Here is a 21,623-nt window from a genome sequence, read left to right as displayed (position 1 = left end):
TCAGGCCTCGTCCTGGGGCGACGGGTGGTGGTCGTTGATCAGCGAGCCCTGGACGATCTGGTCGCCCGCGGGGAGCGCCGCGCCGTTGCCGTTGCCGGCGATCTCCTTGGCCGTCAGCACCGGGGGCCGGTCGGACGGGAGCCGCTTGCCGTACCCGGAGTAGGACGGACGCTTCTCCTTCACGACCACCGGGGAGAAGATCTCCAGGACCTGCTCGCGGGAGAGGGTCTCCTTCTCCATGAGCTCGAGCACGAGGTTGTCGAGCACGTCGCGGTACTGGACGAGGATCTCCCAGGCCTGGTCGTGCGCGGACTCGATGAGCCTGCGGACCTCCTCGTCGATCGTGGAGGCGATCTTCTCGGAGTAGTCGCGCTCGTGGCCCATGTCGCGGCCGAGGAAGACCTCGCTGTTACCGGTGCCGAACTTGCGGGCGCCGAGGTGCTCGCTCATGCCGTACTCGGTGACCATGCGGCGGGCGATGGAGGTGGCCTTCTCGATGTCGTTGGCCGCGCCCGTGGTGGGCTCGTGGAAGACCAGCTCCTCGGCGGTGCGCCCACCGAGCAGCATCGCCAGCTGGTCCATCATCTCCGACCGGGTGGCGAGGAACTTGTCCTCCATCGGGAGCGTCATGGTGTAACCCAGCGCCCGGCCCCGGGACAGGATGGTGATCTTGTGCACCGGGTCGGAGTTGGGCAGCGCGTGCGCCACCAGGGCGTGCCCGCCCTCGTGGTAGGCGATGATCTTCTTTTCCTGGTCGGACATGACCCGGCTCTTGCGCTCCGGACCCGCCATCACACGGTCGATGGACTCCTCCAGGAGGCCCATGGTGATGAGCTTCTGGTCCTGGCGGGCGGTCAGCAGCGCGGCCTCGTTGATGACGTTGGCGAGGTCGGCGCCGGTGAAGCCGGGGGTGCGGCGCGCGATGACGTCGAGGTCGACGTCGGGCGCGAACGGCTTGCCACGCCCGTGGACGCGCAGGATGCCCTTGCGGCCCTCGAGGTCGGGCCGGTCGATGACGACCTGGCGGTCGAAGCGGCCCGGACGCAGCAGCGCGGGGTCGAGGATGTCGGGACGGTTGGTCGCCGCGATGAGGATCACGCCGCCCTTGACGTCGAAGCCGTCCATCTCGACCAGCAGCTGGTTGAGGGTCTGCTCACGCTCGTCGTGACCACCGCCGAGGCCGGCGCCGCGGTGGCGGCCGACGGCGTCGATCTCGTCGATGAAGATGATCGCCGGCGCGTTCGCCTTGGCCTGCTCGAACAGGTCGCGGACGCGGGAGGCGCCGACGCCGACGAACATCTCGACGAAGTCGGAACCGGAGATGGAGTAGAACGGCACGCCCGCCTCGCCCGCGACGGCGCGGGCCAGCAGGGTCTTACCGGTGCCGGGCGGGCCGTACAGCAGCACACCCTTGGGGATCTTGGCACCGATCGCCTGGAACTTGGCCGGGGCCTGCAGGAACTCCTTGATCTCCTGGAGCTCCTCAATGGCCTCGTCGGCGCCCGCGACGTCGGCGAAGGTCGTCTTGGGGGTGTCCTTGGTGATCAGCTTGGCCCGGGACTTCCCGAAGTTCATGACCCGCGAGCCGCCACCCTGCATCTGGTTCATGATGAACAGGAACAGCAGGACGATGACGACGATGGGGAGGAAGCTGACCAGCAGGCCGACCAGGAAGTTCTCGGTCGGCACGTTGACCTTGTAACCGTTGGGCAGCTTGCCGGCGTCGACCTGGGCCTGGAGCTGCTTCTGAAGCTCGACACCCTGCCCCTGGACCCAGTAGGAGTAGAAGCGATCCTCACCATTGATCTTGGAGAGGGTCTTGATCTCGATCCGCTGGTCCTTGTCGGTGACCACCGCGTTGTCGACATTGCCCTTTTGGATCTGGCTGACGACGAACGAAGTGTCCCTCTGGGCATAGTTGCTGTTGCCGCTCCAGAATGTGGAGGCGAGGAGGAGCAGCACGACGATGCCCAGGATCCACAGCAGTGGCCCACGTGTAAATCGCTTGAGATCCATCCGATGCGGAACCCCTGCGGGCCCGTCCCTTCCTGAACACGGCCTGAACGCCCCGGGCGAGCCCGGGGGTAGCGGCATCCCTTACCGCTCCTTCTGACTACCCGAAGGTAATCGCACCTCCGAGAGATCCGAAGGTACACCGGGTCGCGGCGCAGGGTCACTGCCCCGGCGACACCGGCTTCGCTCTACCAACGTACGTCAGGCGCTCCCGTGTTCCCCACGAGGAGACCGAATAACGCCGTATCTCACCAGTTGGCGACCCAAGACTTCGCTCAGGGCTTACTCGGCACCGTATACATGGCGGGCCAGGGTGCCGATGAACGGGAGATTGCGGTAGCGCTCGGCATAGTCGAGGCCATACCCGATCACGAATTCGTTGGGGATGTCGAACCCGACATATTTCACATCGATCGGCACCTTCACGGCTTCGGGCTTGCGAAGCAACGCGCAGATCTCCACCGAGGCGGGGTTGCGCGAGCGCAGGTTGTGGATCAGCCAGGAGAGGGTCAGCCCGGAGTCGATGATGTCCTCGACCACCAGCACGTGCCGTCCGGCGATATCGGTGTCGAGGTCCTTGAGGGTGCGCACGACGCCCGACGACTTCGTGCCGGCGCCGTAGGACGACACGGCCATCCAGTCCATCTGGACTTCGATGTGCAGCGCGCGCGCCAGATCGGCCATCATCATGACCGCCCCCTTGAGAACCCCGACGATCAGGAGGTCCTTGCCCGCGTAGTCGGCGTCGATCTGCCCGGCGAGCTCCTTGACCTTCGCCTGAAGTTCTTCCTCGGGGATGAGGACCTTTTCGAGGTCCTTGCCCATGTCGGCTGCGTCCACCTGGGGTTTTTCCTTCATGTCGGGGTGCTGGCGAATATCAGGGTGCCATACCGCCGGACCACCCCGACCCCCCCGGGTAGCTCCACCAGCCGCTGGCCCCGCCACTCGGTGACGAGCCGGTCGACCTGCTCGATGTGGACGGCCGCCAGCGCCGAGGCGTTCGCGCCCGCCGCCAGCGCCGCCCGCTGGATCACCCGCCGCCGCACCGCCGCCGGCAGGCTCTCGAGCCCCTTGACCGTCAGGCCCTCGCCGATGCCCCTGACCTCGGCGTACACCTCGTCGGCCCACTCGTCGAGGGCGTCGGCGTCGTCCCGGCACAGGGCCGCCGTGCGCGCGAGGGCCTCGGTGACGCCCGGCCCGAGCGCCCGCTCGATCACCGGCAGGACGTCGTGGCGCACCCTCACCCGGGTGTAGGCGGGGTCGGTGTTGTGCGGGTCGTCCCACGGCGCCAGGCCGAGCGCCTCGCACGCCGCCCGCGTGGTCTCGCGGCCGATCCCGAGCAGTGGCCTGCGGTAGACGCCCCAGGCGGCCGGCATCCCCGCCAGCGACCGGGTGCCGCTCCCCCGGGCCAGCCGCAGCAACACGGTCTCGGCCTGGTCGTCGCGGGTGTGCCCCAGCAGGACGGCGGACGCGCCGAGCCGCTTCGCGCCGAGCGTAAGCCCGTCGTAGCGGGCGTCCCTGGCCGCGGCCTCCGGACCGCCCTCCGTTCCCACCGCGACGGTGAGGGCCTCGGCGGGTTCGAGCCCGAGCTCGGCCCCCAGCCGTACGACCTCCTCGGCACGCTCGCGCGACCCCTCCTGCAGGCCGTGGTCGACGGTCAGCAGCCCGGCGCGCAGGCCCTGCCGGGGCGCGGTGAACGCCAGGCACGCCGCCAGCGCCAGCGAGTCGGCGCCGCCGCTGCAGGCGGCCAGGACGAGAGCGCCCTTCGGCACGTCGGCGAGCGACAGGCGCACGGCGCGGCGGATCTCCGCCACGGCGGGATGGGGTCCCATGCTCCTAGTGTGGCGGGAATCGCCACTCGTGCGACGGGACCGCCCCGTCAGGCGCCGCCCGCCGTGGGCAGCTCGCCCCTGCGGACGACCCGGGAGATCCACTGCTCGGGATTCCTGATCTCGGCGTGGTCGGGCAGGGTCTCGGGCGAGGTCCACACCCGGTTGAACCCGTCGACGCCCACCTCGTCGACGACCCTGCGCACGAACGACGAGCCCTCGGCGTACTGCTTCATCTTCAGGTCGATGCCCAGCAGCCGCCGCAGCGTCTTGTCGAAGCGGGAGCCGCCCTCCCTGCGGTGCTGGAACTTCGCCCGGATGTCGGCGACCGACGGGACGACCGCGGGCCCGACGGCGTCCATGACGTAGTCACCGTGGCCTTCGACCAGCGTCATCACCGCGGTGAGCCGGTCGAGGATCTCCTTCTGCTCGGGCGTCTGGATGGCGTCGATGAGGTTGCCCTCGCCACCTCGGATGGCGTCGGCGACGGCGTCGGAGGCCGCCCGCATGCGCTCCAGCAGGGTGCCGAGGTCGATGTCGGAGGCCAGCAGGAAGTCGGTCATCTGGGAGCGGACGTACTCGCGCAGCCAGGTGACGCCGGTGAACTGCACACGGTGGGTCTCCTCGTGGAGGCAGACCCACAGGCGGAAGTCGCGGGGGTCGACGCGGAGTTCGCGCTCGGTGTGGACGATGTTGGGCGCGACGAGGGTGAGCCGGCCCGTCGGCGCCCGCCCGCTCGGGTCGGGCGGAAGGAACAGCTCGTACTGCCCCAGCACGCGCGAGGCCAGGAACGCCAGCACGGCGCCCACCTCGACACCGGTGACCCGCGACCCGACGGCGCCGACGATCGACGGCATCTGGCTGCGCCGGGCGTTCATGCGCTCGGTCAGCGGCTCCAGCACCACGCGGAAGCCCTCGACGTTGGCGCGGATCCAGCCGGGCCGGTCGACGATCGTGGCCTCCTCGGGCTCGGCCGCCCCGTTGATACGGGCGAAGGCCTGCACGTGGCCCTCCGCCTCACGGGACAGCCGCCGCAGCTCGGAGACGGCTTGTCTCGCCTCCTCCCGGCTCACCTGAGGGCCGGGACGGACAAGACGGACGCCGGTGGAAACGGCGAGATCCCAGTCGATCACCTGCATGTTCACCACCGTACGTCGTGCCTCGGAATTACGAGCACCCGCATCCCGAGACGAGCGCGGCCAGCCGGTCGAGCGCCGCGATGGCGCCCATCGGGTCGTTGACCTTGTCGGCCATGAAGGCGAAGGCCATCATCCGGCCGTCGGCGGTCCGCGTCAGCCCTGCCAGGGTGTTCACTCCGTTGAGCGTGCCCGTTTTGGCGCGCACCACGCCCGCGGCCGACCGTGAGTCCGCTTTCGCGTACCGATGGCTCAGCGTGCCGGTGAAGCCCGCGATGGGCAGGCCGCTGACGACGGAGTGCAGCTGCGGCTGTCCGGGCGAGGCGGCGTAGGCGAGCACGCGGGCGAGCGCCGCCGGGGTGATGCGGTTGCGGGTGGACAACCCGCTCCCGTCGTCGAGGGAGATGCCCTCCGCCAGGCCGAGCCTCTTCAGCACGGCCTCCACCGCCTGCGCGCCGCCCTGGAAGGTGCCCGGCCTGCCCTCCTTGAGGGCCACGAGGTGGGCGAGCCCCTCGGCCAGGTCGTTGTCGCTCTCGGTCAGCATGTGCTCGACCAGCTCGTACACCGGAGGCGACTCGACCCTGGCGACCTCCTTGGCGGTGGGCGCCGCCTTGGCCCGCTTGATCGAACGCGACACCTTGACGCCACGCCGGCCGAGCAGGTCGGCGAACGCCTCGGCCGCTGACTTGGGCGGATCGGGGTACCGGGCGGTGGTGTGCTCCCCCGGGACCAGGCGGCCCTCGTCGATCGTCAGGGCGCTCACCGGCGCGACGCTGCCCTCCGGCACGTACCCGGGCTTCCATCCGGGCGCGGTTCGCGAGCCGGAGAAGAGCGAGTCGTCGTAGGTCAGGGTGACCGAGGTGACGCCTCCCGCCTTGAGCGCCTGGGCGGTACGGGCGGCCAGCGTGGCCAGCGAGGCGAACTCCGGGTAGCCGGGCTTCGCCTTGGGGCTGGTAAGGGTGACGTCACCGCCACCGACCAGCGTGATCGCGCGCCCACCTCCCTGGACCACCCGCGTGGCCACCTGCGTGTCGCGGCCGAGCGAGCTGAGCGCCGCGACCGCCGTGACGATCTTGGTCGTGGAGGCGGGTGTGAGGCCGGTGTCGGCCTTGCTGGAGAACAGCACCGTGCCGCCGCGGGCGTCCAGCACCGTCACCGCCACCTGGTCGCCCAGCGCGGGGTCTCCCAGCGCACGGGTGAGGCGGGCCGCCAAAGTACCCTTTCCTGGGAGGGAACCATCGGGAGCCGGTGACAGCACCGGGCCCGCGGTCACGATGGCGACGGGAGTCGGCTTGGGAGACGCGGCCGTGCCGGGAGGCTTCTCGGCGAGACCGCCGAGCCTGCCACCGGCGAGGACGTAGGCGCTCACAGCGCACACGAACACCTGGAGCAGGGCGAGGGTCGCCACAGCGACCAATCGCTCGCGCCGCACCACCTCACCGACCTTCTTCCCGAATGCGTCATCCTGGATATACGCCTACGAGACATTAACCCCCGTCCGGCTGTGGACGGGGGCTTGAGCGGAGGAACCGCAGTGGAGTTCGACGTTGTCGTTGAGATCCCGAAAGGGCAACGCAACAAGTATGAGGTGGACCACAAGACGGGCCGCATCCGGCTGGACCGCCTGCTCTTCACCTCCACGCAGTACCCCGCCGACTACGGCTTCATCGAAGACACTCTGGGCGAGGACGGCGACCCGCTCGACGCGCTCGTGCTGCTCCAGGAGCCCACGTTCCCCGGCTGCCTGATCAGCTGCCGGGCGGTCGGCATGTTCCGGATGACCGACGAGAAGGGCGGAGACGACAAGGTCCTGTGCGTCCCCGCCACCGACCCTCGCATGGAGCACATCCGCGACATCCACCACGTCCCCGAGTTCGACCGGCTGGAGATCCAGCACTTCTTCGAGGTCTACAAGGACCTGGAGCCGGGCAAGTCGGTCGAGGGCGCCAACTGGGTCGGCCGGGTCGAGGCCGAGCACGAGATCCAGCGCTCGATCAAGCGCCACATCGATCACGAGGGCTCCTCGGAGGAGCACTCCTCGGAGGGCTGACCTCGCCGCTCCCGTACGGCCGTCCCCGGGCAACCCGCCCGCACGGGGACGGCCGTCTTCTCCTGCGCCGCCTTGGTGGGCGGCGTCCGGTCCTGTACCGCCTTCCCCGGGGACGTCCGCTCCTGGGGCGCCTTGTCCTGTACGGCCTTGCCTGGCGATGTCCGGTCCTGGGGCGTCTTGTCCTGGGACGCCGCGGTCGGTGGCGCCGGATCCGGGGCGGCCGAGGTCTCTCCCGGCGACGTGGGCGTCCTGGCCTGCTGACCTCCCGCCGAAGGCGTCGGAGCCGGTGACGCACCGCTCTGGGGCGCCTTGGCCGGCGTGGTCGCGACCGGTGACGGGCCGGCTTGAGGAGTCTTGGACGGTGACGGGCCGGTCTGAGGAGCCTTGGACGGTGACGCGGGAGCGTAGGGCGTCACCGTGCCGTTGAAGGGCGCTCCCGGCCGCGGCCGGACGACGCCGACCAGGTCCGGCCGCCACATGGAGGCGATGCGAACCACGTCCCCGGTCTTGGGAGCGTGGACCATCAGCCCGTCGCCTATGTAGATCCCGACGTGGTGGATGCTGCCCAGGTGGTCGCTGATGCGGCCGAAGAAGAGCAGGTCGCCGCGCCGCAGCGAGTTGAGCGGCACCTGCGGGCCCGAAAGCCACTGCGTCCCGGTCCAGTGCGACAGCGTGACCCCGGCCTGCTCCCAGGCACGCATGGTGAGGCCCGAGCAGTCGTACGCCAGGGGCCCGGCGCCGGCCCAGAGGTACGGCTTGCCGAGCTGCGTCAGCGCCCAGTCCGCCGCCACGTCGCCCAGCCTCGCCCCCGCCCCGGCACGGCTCGCGGCCCACACCCCTCTCCCTGGTACGCCCGGCGCACCGGCCGAGGACGACACACCGCCCGCGCCCGCCCTACCCGCCCGGGACGGCACACCGGCCCTGGAAGGGGCACCGGCCTGCATGGGGGCCGTGGACGAGCTCTCGGCCCGCTTGAGGACCGTGGAGGGCTGAGCGGCGCGCTTAAGGGCCGTGGAGGGCTGAGCGGCCTGCGTACCCGCCGTGGAGGAGGCAGCGGCCCGCTTGAGGACCGTGGAGGGCTGAGCGGCCCGCGTACCGCTGATGGGTGCGGAGGGGGCGCCAGGCCGTTTGGCGGCCGTCAAGGGCGTGGCGGCCCTCGTACTCGTCGCGGACTGTTCGAGGGCCCGCCTACGCGTCGCCGGCCGCGCGACGGATGCCGCCTTCGCCCCGGATTCCGCCTTCGAGGGGGCCGCCGGCAGCAGCCTCCGTCCCGACCTGGAGACGTACGCCGTCCCGCCCCGGTGCCTGCCGGACTGACGCGACCGACTCGCCTGAGCGGCGGCGCGGATCTTCAACGCCTTCATCGAGGGCCAGGCCATCGACCGTTCGCCCGGCACGGCCGCCTTGCCGTGCTTGCTCACCTTGGCCGATTTGCTCACCTTGGCCGGCGCGCCCACCTTGGCAGGCTTGCTCACCTTCGCCGGCGCGCCCACCTTGGCGGGCGTGCTCGTCTTGTGCGGCAGGTGCGACCGGGGCGGCGTACGGCGGGGCTTGACGGCAGAGAGGGCGGGTTGCCCGGTGCGGGGCGGGGAAGCGCCGGGTTTCCAGTGGTTGCCGCCTCCGGCCCGGCGGGGGCCCGTCTCGGCCCATGCGGCGCATTCCGCGGTTCCCACCAGGCCGCAGGCGAACACGATCACCACTGCGGCGGTGCGGCGACGCGCACGGTGTCGCATCCGCACTCCTCCCGACTCGCCAAGCTCCGAACGGAGATCTCAAGCGGACGCCGGAGGGACATCGCGCCGCGCACAACTCACAGGTTTCCCAGCAGTCACTCTCCGCACACGCTCTTCGTCACTTTCTGTGATCAGACCAGGCGAAGGAGCCGCGACATCCATGGACGAATGCCGACAGACGGCGGTAGAGAGCCGCGCGGATAGGTGAACACGGGCGCCTCACGGCCGTACGCGGCACGCAGCTCGCCGGCCTTGCACCAGTCGGCGGCCGTACGCCCGGCCGCCCAGGCCGCTCCGAGCGCGGGCCGCGCCTCGGCGTGCCGTTCCCAGATGCGCATCAGCGTGACGGTGGCCTGGGCGGCGGCGTAGCCGTCGTCGGCGTACGCCGTCCCGGCGAGGTAGGGGGCCGTGACCTGGCCCCCGAGGCGGTTGCCGAGCACCCACGTCCAGTTGGCGACCACCAGGGCGAGCACGTCGTCCGGGACGCGGGCCGCCGCGCCGTACATCAGCCGCTGGCGGGGCCCGGTGAGGCGGCGCTCGGACCACAACCAGGAAAGGTCGCCCGGCACCTCGCCGCCGCCGGAGAGCCAGGACAGGACGGCGAGGGCGCGGGCGGTCTGCAGGCGGGACAGGTCGAGCACGTCGCGGAGCATGCGCGGGCCGGGGTCGAGCCAGACCGGCCAGCCCGCGCGGTGGATCCGCGGCACCAGCCCGGCGAGCTCAGGCGCGACCGGATGCGGGAACACCCGCCGGCCCAGGTGGGGGTCGTCACGAACGCCGAACAGGCAAGCCGGGATCGTCACGAATGCCGGAAAGGTGAGCAGAGATCCCCGCAAAGGCCGTCGATCATGACGGCCGCGCGGAGGGGACCGAAATGGGACGAGCCGGCCGCGCGGAAGAGGCCGGGATGGGACGGACGGACCGCGCGGAAGAGGCCGGGGTGGGGCGGACGGGCCGCGCGGAAGAGGCCGGGGTGGGGCGGACGGGCCGCGCGGAGGAGGCCGAGCTCCCACGAGCCGGCCGCGCGGAGGGGGCCGGGGTGAGGGGCTCGCCGTCGGGGTCGTGCGTGCCGGAGGCGTCGTGGCCGGCGGTCGTGCCGTGCTTGCGGTCGGGCGCCTGCAGCCACTGCCGCTGGGAGCCCCCCTCGGGCCGTCTCACGCCGCCGGGACCGCCGTGCCGCCCGTGGCCATGCCCGGCGGACGGAGCGGCGGTGGGGGACGGGTCACCGGTCGGGGCGGGCGAGGACGAGGGGACGGCCGTCGGCGCGGCGGACGGCGGGGCGGACGGCAGGGCGGACGGTGTGGCGGACGGCGCCGTCGGTGTCGTGGACGGGCACGGAGTGCGCCCGTGGCCGTGCTGGTGGCTCGGCCTCGGGGCCGGGTCGTCCGGTGGCCGCTGCCGTGGAGGGCGGGGAGAGACGGGTGTGCCGACCGGAGGCGGGGTCGCGGCGGGTGAAGTGGCGGGCGGTGTGGACGACCCGCCGCTCGGGGCCGGCGCCGGTGAGGACGGCGCCGGCGTACGGCCGGGAGGCAGCGGCGAGGGCGCCGGCACACGCGGGAGGCCTGGCGGACCGGGCCGTACGATCGCCACGGGGACGGCGGAGCCCGGGGGCCTCGCGGGGAGGGTCGGCCCGCCCTCGGCCACGGGGGTCAGGCCCGCCGGGGACTCGGCGGCCTCCGAACCCTCCGGCGCCTGACTCTTCTGCCCGGAAGATCCCTTCGGTGCCGGTAACGCGCCGTAGATCACGCCCGAGAGCCGGTCGTCCATGCCGTTCAGCGCGTTGAGCAGCACTATGACGCCGATCCCGATCGCGACCGCCGCCACAGCGCCCGCAAGAGCCTGAGGCCAGCGCCGATCCCCTTTGATCTCGCGAAGGGGAAACCCGTCGGTGTCGAGGAGCCCGGTGCGCCGCGCGACGAAGCGGCGGTAGGGGAGGAGCTCGGGGTCGATGAAACAGCTCATCACCCGCACGCGCAGGGTCTCGGGTGGCACCGGCCGGGGCAGCAGGGTGAAGACCTTGGCCGCCGAGACCTGGCGCTCGCCGTGGGGCGCGCAGGAGGGGCAGCCGTCGAGGTGGTCGAGCAGTCGCGCGCGGGTGCCGGCGTCGAGGTCACCGGAGAAGCCTTCGAGGACGGCCGCCCGGCCGGCGCAGCCGCCTTGGCCGTTGCGGGCGAGGATCTCGGCGGTGACGAGCCGCTGCAGCCGGGCGCTCGCGGCCTGGCGTGACTGCTCGGCCTCGGCGGGCGCGACGCCGAGCACGGCGGCGAGTTCCCCCTCGGGGATGGCATGGCGGGTGAGCAGGTCGAGGACCTCGCGCTCGTCATCGGGCAGCGCGGCGACGGCGTTGACCGCGACGAGCCGCAGGTCGGCGTCCGGGGCGTCGGGCTCGACGGGAGGGGCCGGCACGGTCGGCTGCCCGTCGCCCGCCGGCACGACCGACCGCCTGCGCATGCACTCGCCCCGCGCCAGTGCGTACAGCCACACGCGCAGCCGCTCGGGGTCGGCCAGCGCGTGGACGTGCGCCTCCGCCGCGATCAGGGTGTCGCGCAGCGCGACCTGGGCGTTGTCGGAGCTGTCGAGCATGGCTCGGGCGTAGCCGTAGAGGCTCTCGGCGTAGGTGTCGTAGAGGGCAGCGAGGGCACCAGGATCGCCGGCGCGGAGTGCCTCGACCAGGACGCTGTCATTCATGTAACCGACAGTAAAGGCTCGGTAACTCCTCGCTCCACCGTTTCCGGGTCATGACAGGCCTTGTATTAATACCGTAATGAAAGTCCGCAAGATTGTTCGCCATTGGTCACCCCTGGAATGGCGATCAAATTCGACATACCGCCATCAACCGCCGGTCGTGAGAAGGCTTGCGGATTAGGCGAGCCGATTAACCCGCGTTATGCGAATGTTTTTCACAGCACACATCTGGCCCTGCCAGCTGCGCGGCGCGGGAGGCGGGAGCGGCTCAGGCCACGGCGCGCAGGCCTGCTTCGGCGCAGCCGCGTTCGAGGCTCTCCAGGCCGAATGCCTCCACCGGGCCCACCGCGCCCGTGGCGTGGACGCCGTCGGAGGCGGCGGTGACCGCTCCCCACGCCAGCGCGCGTGCGGTGAAGTCGTACGGGTCGCCGCCGTGCAGCTCGACCGAGGCGAGCTTCCGGCCGCCCGCGTCGTAGGCCTCGGCGACGATCTGGGAGGAGATCGCGTCGGCGCCGGGCGCGGCGGGCTCGTCGCGGTTCGCCGATCTGATGACCCGGTCGGCGACGGCCTTGGTGACCCGCTTGGCGCCCGGGATGGCGGCGATGAACGGGGTCGCCCTCGACAGCACCCCGGCGGCCCTGGTGAGCGCGCCCAGCCAGCCCAGGTAGACGTTCACCTCGCGCAGCCCGGAATGCATGCGCGGCAGGGCGAAATGCTCAGAGGCCCCGATCGACAACCCGTGCCTGCGGCGGCCTCCCACCGAGAAAATCCGTGTACGCCCATATTCGCGAAGAATACGGCCGTCACGGAAGCCGTACATCGGCTCCAGCGCCATTCCGAGGGCCGAAGCCCGAGTGCCCGCGCTCGCCCGGCGCGCCATGTTGCCCTGGATGAAATACCCGATATCCACCCGGACCGCTTCCGACCCCGCTTTCCGCAACGCCATCGCCGCCGCGAGATTCCCCGGGACGTAGTCGTATCCGAAGGCCGTCAGCAGCGTGGCGCCCGCCGCGGCCGCCGCGGGCCCGTACCGCTGGAAGATCCGCCGGATGAACGTCGGCTCTCCGGTGGAGTCGAGATAGACGCCCCCCGCCTCGATCGCCGCCTCGACGGCAGGCTCCCCCCAGCGCGCGAACGGTCCCACCGTGGAGATGAGCACGTTGCCCGGCTCGATGATGCGGCGGATCGTGGCCGGCCGGTTCACGTCGGCGACGGCGGTCGGCAACTCGACCGGCAGCGAGGAGGCGAGGGCCTCCAGCCTGGCCGGGTCCCGCCCCGCCAGCACCGGATGGGCGCCGTACGCCAGGAGCGCCTCGACGGTGAGCCGGCCGGTGAAGCCGGTCGCGCCGAACAGGACTATCCGGGGGGAAGTCATGTAGGTACCGTAACCCGCGGGTGATTTCAAGATCCATAGAGGGGTAGGCCGGTCGCGACCGGAAGTGGGAACCGCCAGCGCCGCGCTCACGGCCGTCGGTCGACCGGCATCGCCTGGTACCCGCGGTCCCTGGCGAATGGCGGTGTCGTCGGTTTGACCGTGCTCGGCGGCACCGCGCCGCTCAGGGCCAGTTCCTCATACGGCCGACCGCTGGAGCCCCAGGTGCGGGCGGTGATGTCCGTGCTCGCCACCTGCGTCGCGGCGTTCAGGCCGTCCACGGTGAGCACGAAGCGACGCGGCGTGCCCGCGCGCACGTCGTCGACGTACGTGCTCGCGCCGGCGAGCAGCCTGCCCTCCTTGTCGCGCAGCAGCGCCGTCACCACCAGGCTCGTCGCCGTCTTCTGGAACGGGTTGGCGACCCCACCGGTGACCAGGTAGGAGCCGTTGCCGAGCTTCTCGGTGGCCGCCGACGAGATCGGGAACGGCACGAAGGCCGAGGGGATGCGCGCCGCCTCGCGCCACTGGGCCGGCTTGAACGAGAGCTTCACCTCCGCCGGGCTCGCCGAGGCGGTGGCCTGCCCGGTGAACTTGAGCGAGCCGCCCGGCGGCACGGCGTCCAGGGGCTGGTCCATCCGCAGGACCTCCTTGCCCGACGCGTCGCGCCCCACGACGGTGGCGGTGACGTTCTCCCCGAAGTGCCAGCGGTTGGGGTTGGCGATCACGCCCGCCCAGGTCACCACGTAGCCGCCGGTCCCCTGGGTGACGGCCGAGGTCTGCTCCTTGACCACGAGCGGCCTGAGCCGCTGCTTGGGCTGCGCATGCTCCTCACCGCCGCAGCCGGCGAGGGCCGCCCCCGCCACCCCGAGTGCCACTACGAGTGCTGTCGTCGTTCGACTACGCTGGGTCACAAGGCCGTCATAGCCCGCCTAGTCGGACCTCACTCCTCCGACACGCGCAAGCCGTACGAATTCTTTAAGCGGCACAGAGTCGGCGGCGGTGCGGGGCCGTTCAGCGGGGGCGGACCACCCGGGCCTCGTCCCAGACCGGCTCCGTCGACTCCTCCACCCGGCCGTCGGCACGGAAGACGAGGTAGCGGTCGAAGTCGGCGGCGAACCAGCGGTCGTGGGTCACCGCGAGCACCGTGCCGTCGAACTGGTCGAGCCCCTCCTGCAGCGCCTCGGCGCTGGCGAGATCGAGGTTGTCGGTCGGCTCGTCGAGCAGCAGCAGCGTCGCTCCCGACAGCTCCAGCAGCAGGATCTGCAACCTGGCCTGCTGACCGCCCGACAGGGTCTCGAAGCGCTGCTCGGCGATGCTCCCCGCCAGCTCGTAGCGCGCCAGGGCCTTCATCGCCTCGTTCTTGAGCTTGGCGTGCTCGCTCATGACGATCTCGCAGGGAGTGCGGCCCCGCAGCTCCGGGCGGGCGTGCGTCTGCGCGAAGTGTCCCGGGACGACCCGGGCGCCGAGCCGCACGACGCCGGTGTGCCGGACATCCTCACCCCCGACCAACCGGAGGAAGTGGGACTTCCCGGACCCGTTGGAGCCCAGCACCGCCACCCGCTCGCCGTACCAGACCTCCAGGTCGAACGGCTTCATCAGGCCGGTGAGCTCCAGCCCCTCGCAGATCACCGCGCGCTTGCCCGTACGGCCGCCGCGCAGGCGCATGCTGATCTTCTGGTCCTTGGGCGCCACCTCCGGCGGCCCGGCCTCCTCGAACCTCCGCAGCCGCGTCTGCGCGGCGTGGTAGGCCGGGGCCATGCCGTCGTTGTACATCGCCTTCTGCTTCAGCATGGTGACCAGGCGCTTCAGCTTCGCGTGCTCCTCGTCCCAGCGGCGGCGCAGCTCGTCGAGGCGCTCGTTGCGCTCCCGGCGCGCCTCGGCGTAGGTCGCGAAGCCGCCGCCGTGCACCCAGACGCCGCCGGACTCGACGGTGACGATGCGGTCGGCGGCGTTGGCGAGCAACTGCCTGTCGTGGGAGACGAGCAGCACCGTCTTGGGGGTCTCCCTGAGAGCCTGTTCGAGCCACTGCTTGCCGGGCACGTCGAGGTAGTTGTCGGGCTCGTCGAGGAGCAGGGTCTGGTCGGGCCCGCGCAGCAGGGCCTCCAGCACCAGCCGCTTCTGCTCGCCGCCCGACAGCGTGTTGACCTCGCGGTACTTCACGTTGTCGTACGGAGCGCCCAGCGCGGCCACCGTGCAGGTGTCCCACAGGACCTCGATGTCGTACCCGCCGGCGTCGGTGTAGTCGGTGATCGCCTGGGCGTAGCGCAGCTGGGCCTTCTCGTCGTCGCGCTCCATCATGACGAGCTCGGCCTCCTCGAGCTTGCGCGCGGCCTCGCGCACCCGCTCGGGGGCGACCGAGAGCAGCAGCTCGTGGACGGTACGGCCGTCGCGGATGCCGCCGATGAACTGCCGCATCACCCCGAGCCCGCCCGAGCTCGCGACGCTCCCCTCGACCGGCCGCACGTCGCCCGCGATCAGCCGCATCAGGGTGGTCTTGCCCGCGCCGTTCGGCCCCACCAGGGCCGCCTTGACGCCCTCGCCGATGCGGAAGGAGACCTCGTTCAGCAACGGCCGCCCGTCCGGCAGAACATAGGTGAGCCGGCCTACCTCGACATGCCCCACGACGATCCCTCCCACGCTTCTCGCGGAGGGTACCGAGCGGGAGCCGCCCGGCGCACCTGGATATCGGCGCGCCGGACGTGCGTGACGGCTGTGGGAGGGGTGAACGTAAGGTGGTCTGGTGGAAGACGATGATGATTACGTCCCGGTGGGCGAGGCGCTGGCCGGGCTCTCCGTGTCGCCGCTGCCCGAGGGCTGGACGGCCCTGGGCGCGATCATTCTGGTGAAGTGCTTCGACGACGAGGGGCGCTCGTCCTGGGCGTTCCGGCGCACCGACGGGCTCAACGACGAGGAGCTGCTGGGCGCCCTGATGGTCCGCACCGATCTGCTGCGCCACGAGCTGTTCGAGGCCTACACCGACGACGAAGAGGACTGAGACCGGCCGGGCGCCCGATCAGTAAGCGACGCCGACCTGCGCGCGGTGGTGCCCGGGCTTCTCGATCTCGTCGATGATCGCCACGGCGAGGTCCGCGTAGGAGAAGGTGTCCCCGGCGTCCGGCAGCAGCTGTTCGCCACCGATCCGGTAGCGCCCGGTGCGGGGAGCCTCGGCGTCGAGGAAGACGGGCGGCGGCACGATCATCAGCCAGTCGATCCCGGTGTCGGCGGCGCGGAAGACCTCCAGCTCGGCGGCGTGCCCGAGCGAGAAGGTGCGCGCGTCCTCCGGGAAGTCCGGCGCGTCCAGCACCCGCACCCCGGGCGCGGTCTCCAGGGTCGTGCCGATGCCGATCACCACGAGCCGGCCCACGCCCGCCCGCGCCAGTCCGTCGAGCAGGGCGTGCGCGGCGCCGACGAAGAACTCCTCCGACGGCGTCTCGGCCGTGTAGGCCGCGTTGACGGCCGCGTCGTGCCCCGCGGCGACCTCGGCCACGCTGTCGGCCCGCGTGACGTCGCCGGCGACGACCGTGACCCCGTCACCCGCGAGGTCCTGGTGCCTGGCGGGGTCGCGTACGACGGCGGTGACCTCGTGGCCCCGGGAGACGGCCTCGGCCACCGCCCGCCGCCCGGCCCGTCCACCCGCGCCGAAGATGACGATCTTGCTCATGGTGCTCCGTTCGACGTGGCCGGGATCGCTTCCTCCCGGCCGACGCCGCAGACGGTAGCCCCGAGGGCCTCGGTTCCCGCAACGATACCTAGGACCGTCGCCGGAACCGCGCAGGTCACAGGCCTACGTGACGATCTCCATCTGGCCCATCATGCCGATGGAGGAGTGTTCGAGGTAGTGGCAGTGGTAGACGTACTTCCCGGTGTAGTCGGCGAAGGTTGCCTGGATGCGCACCTTGCCGTCCGGCGGCACGTGCACGGTGTCCTTCAGGCCGGCGTCCTGCGGCAGGGGCTTGCCGCCGTTGCGCTCCAGCACCTGGAAGTGCGTCATGTGCATGTGGAAGGTGTGGTCGATGCCGATCGTGTCGGCGTTGCTGACGTTCCAGATCTCCGTGGTGCCCTGCTTGATCTGGAAGTCGATCCGGTTCGGGTCGTACGGCCGCCCGTTGACCAGGCCGATGGGGTCGGTCCCCGTCAGGTCGAAGCTCATCGCCACGTCGCGCTCGACGGCGGCGGTGGTGAAGGCGGGCAGCGGGCGCAGCGTGGAGGGCAGGCGGCTGAGGTCCAGGGCCGGCCGCACCACGTCGAACCGCAGCACCGGGTCGGCGCCGTTGGAGAGCACCAGTTGGGTGCCGATGGGGTAGCGGGCGAAGTCGACCACGATCTCGGCCCGTTCGGCGGAGGCGAGCACCAGCTCCGTCAGCGGCGCCGGCGCGGGCAGCAGGCCTCCGTCGGAGGCGATCTGCACCATCTCCCGGCCACCGAGGTTGAGCTTGAAGACGTGCTCGTTGGAGGCGTTGAGCAGGCGGAACCGGTACTTGCGCGCGGCCACGGGGAAGTACGGCTGGATCTTGCCGTTGGCCAGGATGGTGGTGCGGTTCGCCGGGTCGTCGAAGAAGATCAGCCCGCCGTCCTTGTCGAACTCCGAGTCGCGGAGCATGATCGGCACGTCGTACTGCCCGGTCGGCAGGGCGAGCATCTTCTCGGCCGCGTCCTCGATGATGTAGAAGCCGTGAAGTCCCCGGTAGACGTGCTCGGCCTCGGTGTGGTGGCTGTGGTCGTGGTACCACAGGGTCGCGCCCTGCTGGTTGTTCGGGTAGTCGTACACCCGCGCCTGGCCGGGCTGGATGACGTCCATGGGGTGCCCGTCGCTGACCGCCGGCACGTGGCCGCCGTGCAGGTGCACGTTCGCCGGCTCGCCCAGCTGGTTGACGTACATGATCTTCACGGGGCGGCCGGTCTTCGCGCGGATGGTCGGCCCGACGAACGAGCCGCCGTACGACAGCACGGGCGTCTTCAGGCCGGGAAGGATCTCGGCGGTGGAGTTCTGGATGGCGATCTTGTAAACGTCGACGCCGGTGGCCGACTGCGCCGGCTGGAGCACCGGCGGCACCGGCATCTGCTCGGTGAACGCCGCCACCGCCGGCCGCACCCCCGTACCGGCGGTTCTCCTGCCGATGTGGTAGCCCTTGTGGAGCGGCTCACCCTCCTTGGCGCCCACGGGGGTCAGCTTGGTGAACGGCAGCACCAGCGCGCCGCCCACGGTGGCGCCGAGCGCCAGTAATCGCCGTCGGTTCAGCATGGTCTCCCCAATCGATGACCGGCGGGGGCGGCCCCCTGAGATCCGCCACGACACCCTCCGCCAGCGAGATGTTCGCCACCAAGAACGTTGCACCGGGGATCTCGCGCATGTCTTCCTCCAAATTGCTCACCATTCACGGCCTTAGCGCTGTTCGCCGGTTTCCCTGCCGTCCGGGTGCCGCGCGAGCCTCCGTACGATGACAGAACGGACACCGCCCGGAGCAGACCGGGAGCCGACGGCGATGCAGACGTTCCTGCCCTATCCCGACTTCGCCCGCACGGCCCAGGTGCTCGACCCGCTCAGGCTCGGCAAGCAGCGGGTCGAGGCCCTGCAGATCCTGCGGGCCCTGACCGTGCGCGGGTACGGCTGGCGCCACCATCCCGTCGTGCACATGTGGGCCGGCTACGAGGAGGCGCTGGTCGCGTACGGCCTGGAGATGTGCGGCCACTGGTGCTCCCTCGGGCGGGTCGACACCTGCTCGGCGACGATGGTGCGCGAGCTCGCCGAGCGCTGCCTCGTGGCGGCGCCGCGCCCGCAGCCGCTGCTGGCGGAGGCCGGTGAACTGCCGCCCTGGCTCGGTGACCACGACCTGCACCTGAGCCACCGCTCGGCCCTGCTGCGCAAGGCCCCGGAGTTCTACCGCCCGATCTTCGGCGACGAACCCGACGACCTCCCCTACGTCTGGCCCGCCTCGGACCGGCCGCCCTCGTGCCTGCCGCCCGGCTGACGCCGTCAAGGCTTACGGGGCCGGAAGGCGTCGGCGTGCTCGGCCGCCCACTGGGCGAAGGTGCGGGCGGGGCGGCCGGTGACCTTCTCGACGTTGGAGTTGACGATGTTCGGCTCCTCGGGCACGTTGCCGAAGACGTCGATGAGGAAGTCGATCAGCTCCGCCGGCTGCCCCTCGGCGGCCATCTTCTCGCGCGCCTGCTGCTCGGTGAGCTCGACGAACTCGACCTTCCGGCCGACGGCCTCCCCGATGATGCGCACCTTGTCGCGGGTGGTCAGCCTTTCCGGCCCGGTCAGCCCGTACGTACGGCCCCGGTGACCGTCCTGCGTCAGCGCGGCCGCCGCCACGGCCGCGATGTCGGCCTCGTGGACGATCGCCGTGGTGGCGTCCCCGAAGGGCTCCCGGACGACGCCTTCGGCCCGGACGGGCTCGGCCCACTTCAGGGCGTTCGACATGAACTCCGTGGGCATGAGGAAGGTCCAGCCCAGGCTGCTCGCCTTGACCGCGGGCTCCAGCGTCCCCTCGTCCCATCCGCCGAGCACGGTGACCCGGCGGACGCCCGCCTTGACCGCCAGGTCGACGATCTCCTGGCCGTTCCGCAGGAGGTTGTAGTCGTCTCCTCCAAAGTTCATCAGGTGGGCCCCGGTGACGCCGTCGAACGCGGCGACGAGGGTGTCGGCGACGGTCAGGTCGCCGGCCACGACCTCCACCTCGGCGGGCAGGTTCGCCCGCTCGGGACGGCGGGTCAGGGCACGCACGGGGTGACCGGCCTTGACCAGTTCGTCCACCACGTGCCGGCCGACGGTTCCGGTCGCTCCGGTGACGAGGAACGTCATGGGATCTCCTCCGCTCATGAGCTTTGGCAGGCTCTCGTTGGGCTCTGAGAGGACAGTAGGCACGAAAGCGGCCACTTTCCGTCCTCAATCGCCGGGCGACTGCTCCGGGAGGTCGCGCATGCGCGGGATCGGGGACGCCAGGAGGAATCCCGCGCTCAGCAGGCCCACGACGGCCGCCAGCGCGATCGTGGGGCCGAGGCCCATCCAGGTGCCGAGGGCGCCGGCGGCGAGCGCGCCGAGCGGGCGGGCTCCGGAGCTCAGCGTCATGTGGGCGCCCGACACGCGCCCGAGCATCCCCTGCGGCGTCACGGCCTGCTGGATCGACGCCCCCGCGATGTCGTCCAGCATCAGCCCCGCGCCGGAGACGAACTCGGCGGCGGCGATGACGGCGACGGCGAGCCAGGGCGCGTCGCCGGGAGCCAGGGGAACGAGCAGAAGGGCCCCGGGGTAGGCGACGGCGCCGGCGATCAGGGCCGGTCCGACGCCCATGCGCCCGGACAGCCGTGGCGCGACCACCGCTCCCACCAGGGCGCCGACGGCCCCGGCGCCGATCGCGAACCCGATCATGCCGGGTGACAGGTGGAGCTCGCGGGCGGCGAAGAGGAACAGCAGGGTGAAGTACGCGGTGTAGGAGAAGTTCAGGACGGCGCCGGAGAGCGTCCTGGCCCGCAGGACGGGCGAGGCGAGCAGGTACCGGAGCCCCGCCCGCACCCCGCCCCCGTGGCGGCTCTCGTCCTGGCGCGGCTCCTCGCGGCCGATCGAGCCGAGCAGCAGGGCGGAGGCCAGGAAGGACACCGCGTCCAGCACGAGGGCCACGGGCGCGGAGATCACCTGCACGATCAGCCCGGCGGCGCTCGGCCCGGCCACCCACGAGAACGAGAAGCTTCCGCGCAGCAGGGAGTTCCCCTGGACGAACCGGTCGCGCGGCACCAACGCGGGGAACAGGCTCGCGGAGCTGACGTTGAACAGCAGCGCCAGGGCCCCGGTGAGGAAGGCGACGGCGTACAGCTGCGCCGACGTGAGCCACCCGAGTGTGAAGGCCACCGGGACGCTCAGCAGGAGCACCATGCGGGCCAGGTCGGTGGCGACCATCATCGCGCGGCGGCTGCCGCCGCGGTCCGCCAGGGCGCCGGCGTGCAGGCCCAGCAGCAGGTTCGGCAGGGACGCCGCCGCCGTCAGGTAGCCGAGCTCGGCCGCGGAGGCGTGCAGGGCGAGGACGGCGACGAGCGGGAGGGCGACGACGGTGACCTGATCGCCCAGGTAGGAGACGGTCTGAGCGGTCCAGAACCGGCGGAAGTCCCGCTGCCGGAGGAGGGGAGGCGTTTTCAGGAGGAGCGACATGACGGTTTAGTATAGGTAAACCGACGGTGTTTAGTATAGGTAATCCCGGCGATAAACTGATCACGTGAGCAGCCAGCAGCCACCCGGCCCCTCCGAGCCCACCATCGGAGGTCGCCTGCGCGAGGCCCGGCAGGCCCAGGGCATGACGCTCGACCAGGTCGCGCGGGCGTCCGGCCTGACCAAGGGGTTCCTTTCCCAGCTCGAACGCGGCCTCAGCAAGGCGTCCGTCGCGTCGCTCCGCCGCATCTGCGGCGTGCTCGGCGTGCCGGTCGGCTCCGTCCTGGACGACCGGCCGCGACGGCCGATCGCGGTGGCGCAGGCGCAGGAAATCTCCTTCGGCGGCACCGGAGCGGTCGACAGGCTGCTCACCCCGCCGGGCTTCCCCGGCTTCCAGGTGATCCACGCCACGGTCGCGCCCGGAGGCCACAGCGAGCGATCAGGACAGGCCGTGCCGGAGAGCGCCCATTTCGTGCACGTCCTCAGCGGCACCTTCGAGCTGACGGTGCAGGGCCACGACCACACCCTGTCCGGCGGCGAATCGCTGGCCTTCGCCGCAGTCGACGACTACTCCTGGCGCAACCCCTCCGATTCGGTCCCCGTCACCCTGCTCTGGGCCCTGACCCCGCCGGAGTTCTGAAGCGGCCGTACGTGAATCTGCG

The 21,623-nt window shown here is 71.4% G+C and carries 19 protein-coding genes; 4 read left to right on the top strand and 15 right to left on the bottom strand.

All coding sequences use genetic code 11. From position 1 onward, the window contains the following. The 5 genes from ftsH to dacB all read right to left on the bottom strand — a co-directional run bounded on the left by ftsH (nt 1) and on the right by dacB (nt 6,386). On the bottom strand, nt 1–2,016 hold the full coding sequence (gene ftsH / locus KIK05_RS24830; protein ID WP_214413223.1) for an ATP-dependent zinc metalloprotease FtsH: 2,016 nt from the start codon (nt 2,014–2,016) through the stop codon (nt 1–3). Between the two features lie 279 nt (nt 2,017–2,295). Then, nucleotides 2,296–2,853: a hypoxanthine phosphoribosyltransferase gene (gene hpt, locus KIK05_RS24825; RefSeq protein WP_214413371.1), complete on the bottom strand. Its 558-nt coding sequence runs from the start codon at nt 2,851–2,853 to the stop codon at nt 2,296–2,298. Nucleotides 2,854–2,867: 14 nt separating this feature from the next. Next, entirely contained in the window at nt 2,868–3,845 is a 978-nt protein-coding gene (tilS, locus tag KIK05_RS24820) for a tRNA lysidine(34) synthetase TilS (protein WP_214413222.1), read from the bottom strand. Between the two features lie 47 nt (nt 3,846–3,892). Next, nucleotides 3,893–4,981 (bottom strand): Rv3626c family coenzyme F420 biosynthesis-associated protein, encoded by a 1,089-nt coding sequence (locus KIK05_RS24815; RefSeq protein ID WP_214413221.1) that lies wholly within the window; start codon nt 4,979–4,981, stop codon nt 3,893–3,895. A 28-nt stretch (nt 4,982–5,009) separates the two neighbouring features. Then, nucleotides 5,010–6,386: a D-alanyl-D-alanine carboxypeptidase/D-alanyl-D-alanine endopeptidase gene (gene dacB / locus KIK05_RS24810; RefSeq protein WP_308250100.1), complete on the bottom strand. Its 1,377-nt coding sequence runs from the start codon at nt 6,384–6,386 to the stop codon at nt 5,010–5,012. A gap of 126 nt (nt 6,387–6,512) precedes the next feature. On the opposite strand from dacB, the gene KIK05_RS24805 reads away from it, so the two are divergent. Then, nucleotides 6,513–7,028, top strand: a complete 516-nt coding sequence (locus KIK05_RS24805; protein WP_214413219.1) for an inorganic diphosphatase — start codon at nt 6,513–6,515, stop codon at nt 7,026–7,028. On the opposite strand, the gene KIK05_RS24800 is transcribed toward KIK05_RS24805, so the two are convergent. The 6 genes from KIK05_RS24800 to KIK05_RS24775 form a co-directional block, all read right to left on the bottom strand. After that, a complete protein-coding gene (locus tag KIK05_RS24800) occupies nt 6,989–8,761 on the bottom strand; it encodes a C40 family peptidase (RefSeq protein ID WP_214413218.1) in 1,773 nt (590 codons plus the stop codon). The two genes, KIK05_RS24805 and KIK05_RS24800, sit on opposite strands and share 40 nt — an antisense overlap. Before the next feature lie 131 nt (nt 8,762–8,892). Next, a complete protein-coding gene (locus tag KIK05_RS24795; protein ID WP_214413217.1) occupies nt 8,893–9,564 on the bottom strand; it encodes a hypothetical protein in 672 nt (223 codons plus the stop codon). Between the two features lie 43 nt (nt 9,565–9,607). Beyond that, on the bottom strand, nt 9,608–11,449 hold the full coding sequence (locus KIK05_RS24790) for a zf-HC2 domain-containing protein (protein ID WP_214413215.1): 1,842 nt from the start codon (nt 11,447–11,449) through the stop codon (nt 9,608–9,610). A 265-nt stretch (nt 11,450–11,714) separates the two neighbouring features. After that, nucleotides 11,715–12,821, bottom strand: coding sequence for a saccharopine dehydrogenase family protein (locus KIK05_RS24785; RefSeq protein ID WP_214413214.1), 1,107 nt, complete (start codon nt 12,819–12,821; stop codon nt 11,715–11,717). 86 nt (nt 12,822–12,907) lie between these two features. Then, nucleotides 12,908–13,693 (bottom strand): FxLYD domain-containing protein, encoded by a 786-nt coding sequence (locus KIK05_RS24780; RefSeq protein WP_308250099.1) that lies wholly within the window; start codon nt 13,691–13,693, stop codon nt 12,908–12,910. 136 nt (nt 13,694–13,829) lie between these two features. Next, on the bottom strand, nt 13,830–15,440 hold the full coding sequence (locus KIK05_RS24775; protein WP_214413212.1) for an ABC-F family ATP-binding cassette domain-containing protein: 1,611 nt from the start codon (nt 15,438–15,440) through the stop codon (nt 13,830–13,832). Nucleotides 15,441–15,558: 118 nt separating this feature from the next. Here KIK05_RS24775 and KIK05_RS24770 point away from each other — a divergent pair, with 118 nt between their 5' ends. Further along, nucleotides 15,559–15,813 carry a hypothetical protein gene (locus KIK05_RS24770; RefSeq protein WP_214413211.1) on the top strand — a complete coding sequence of 85 codons (255 nt, stop codon included), beginning with the start codon at nt 15,559–15,561 and terminating at the stop codon, nt 15,811–15,813. A gap of 18 nt (nt 15,814–15,831) precedes the next feature. Here the strand turns inward: KIK05_RS24770 and KIK05_RS24765 are convergent, their stop codons facing one another. Then, the gene (locus tag KIK05_RS24765) at nt 15,832–16,479 is read right to left on the bottom strand and encodes an NAD(P)-dependent oxidoreductase (protein ID WP_214413210.1); all 648 of its coding nucleotides are present in this window, start codon (nt 16,477–16,479) and stop codon (nt 15,832–15,834) included. A 123-nt stretch (nt 16,480–16,602) separates the two neighbouring features. Continuing rightward, nucleotides 16,603–18,060: a multicopper oxidase family protein gene (locus KIK05_RS24760; protein ID WP_214413209.1), complete on the bottom strand. Its 1,458-nt coding sequence runs from the start codon at nt 18,058–18,060 to the stop codon at nt 16,603–16,605. 196 nt (nt 18,061–18,256) lie between these two features. Here KIK05_RS24760 and KIK05_RS24755 point away from each other — a divergent pair, with 196 nt between their 5' ends. Continuing rightward, nucleotides 18,257–18,787, top strand: coding sequence for an MSMEG_6728 family protein (locus KIK05_RS24755; protein ID WP_250563377.1), 531 nt, complete (start codon nt 18,257–18,259; stop codon nt 18,785–18,787). A 5-nt stretch (nt 18,788–18,792) separates the two neighbouring features. On the opposite strand, the gene KIK05_RS24750 is transcribed toward KIK05_RS24755, so the two are convergent. After that, entirely contained in the window at nt 18,793–19,623 is an 831-nt protein-coding gene (locus KIK05_RS24750; protein WP_214413208.1) for an NmrA family NAD(P)-binding protein, read from the bottom strand. Nucleotides 19,624–19,707: 84 nt separating this feature from the next. Further along, nucleotides 19,708–20,964, bottom strand: coding sequence for an MFS transporter (locus KIK05_RS24745; RefSeq protein WP_214413207.1), 1,257 nt, complete (start codon nt 20,962–20,964; stop codon nt 19,708–19,710). 64 nt (nt 20,965–21,028) lie between these two features. Here KIK05_RS24745 and KIK05_RS24740 point away from each other — a divergent pair, with 64 nt between their 5' ends. Beyond that, on the top strand, nt 21,029–21,601 hold the full coding sequence (locus KIK05_RS24740; protein WP_214413206.1) for a helix-turn-helix domain-containing protein: 573 nt from the start codon (nt 21,029–21,031) through the stop codon (nt 21,599–21,601). Nucleotides 21,602–21,623 lie beyond the last annotated feature (22 nt).

It is taken from the genome of Sphaerisporangium fuscum (assembly GCF_018531465.1).
Taxonomy (GTDB): domain Bacteria; phylum Actinomycetota; class Actinomycetes; order Streptosporangiales; family Streptosporangiaceae; genus Sphaerisporangium; species Sphaerisporangium fuscum.
The sequence above is the reverse complement of the archived record's forward strand: the minus strand, read 5'-3'. Positions and strand labels throughout refer to the sequence as shown.

Bases quoted from the DNA above. Each gene is read 5' to 3' on its own strand.
- KIK05_RS24800 (WP_214413218.1), bottom strand. From the start codon at position 8,761: ATGCGACACCGTGCGCGTCGCCGCACCGCCGCAGTGGTGATCGTGTTC.
- tilS (WP_214413222.1), bottom strand. From the start codon at position 3,845: ATGGGACCCCATCCCGCCGTGGCGGAGATCCGCCGCGCCGTGCGCCTG.
- KIK05_RS24760 (WP_214413209.1), bottom strand. From the start codon at position 18,060: ATGCTGAACCGACGGCGATTACTGGCGCTCGGCGCCACCGTGGGCGGC.
- KIK05_RS24750 (WP_214413208.1), bottom strand. From the start codon at position 19,623: ATGACGTTCCTCGTCACCGGAGCGACCGGAACCGTCGGCCGGCACGTG.
- KIK05_RS24815 (WP_214413221.1), bottom strand. From the start codon at position 4,981: ATGCAGGTGATCGACTGGGATCTCGCCGTTTCCACCGGCGTCCGTCTT.
- KIK05_RS24785 (WP_214413214.1), bottom strand. From the start codon at position 12,821: ATGACTTCCCCCCGGATAGTCCTGTTCGGCGCGACCGGCTTCACCGGC.
- KIK05_RS24765 (WP_214413210.1), bottom strand. From the start codon at position 16,479: ATGAGCAAGATCGTCATCTTCGGCGCGGGTGGACGGGCCGGGCGGCGG.
- KIK05_RS24790 (WP_214413215.1), bottom strand. From the start codon at position 11,449: ATGAATGACAGCGTCCTGGTCGAGGCACTCCGCGCCGGCGATCCTGGT.
- KIK05_RS24755 (WP_250563377.1), top strand. From the start codon at position 18,257: ATGACAGAACGGACACCGCCCGGAGCAGACCGGGAGCCGACGGCGATG.
- KIK05_RS24745 (WP_214413207.1), bottom strand. From the start codon at position 20,964: ATGTCGCTCCTCCTGAAAACGCCTCCCCTCCTCCGGCAGCGGGACTTC.
- ftsH (WP_214413223.1), bottom strand. From the start codon at position 2,016: ATGGATCTCAAGCGATTTACACGTGGGCCACTGCTGTGGATCCTGGGC.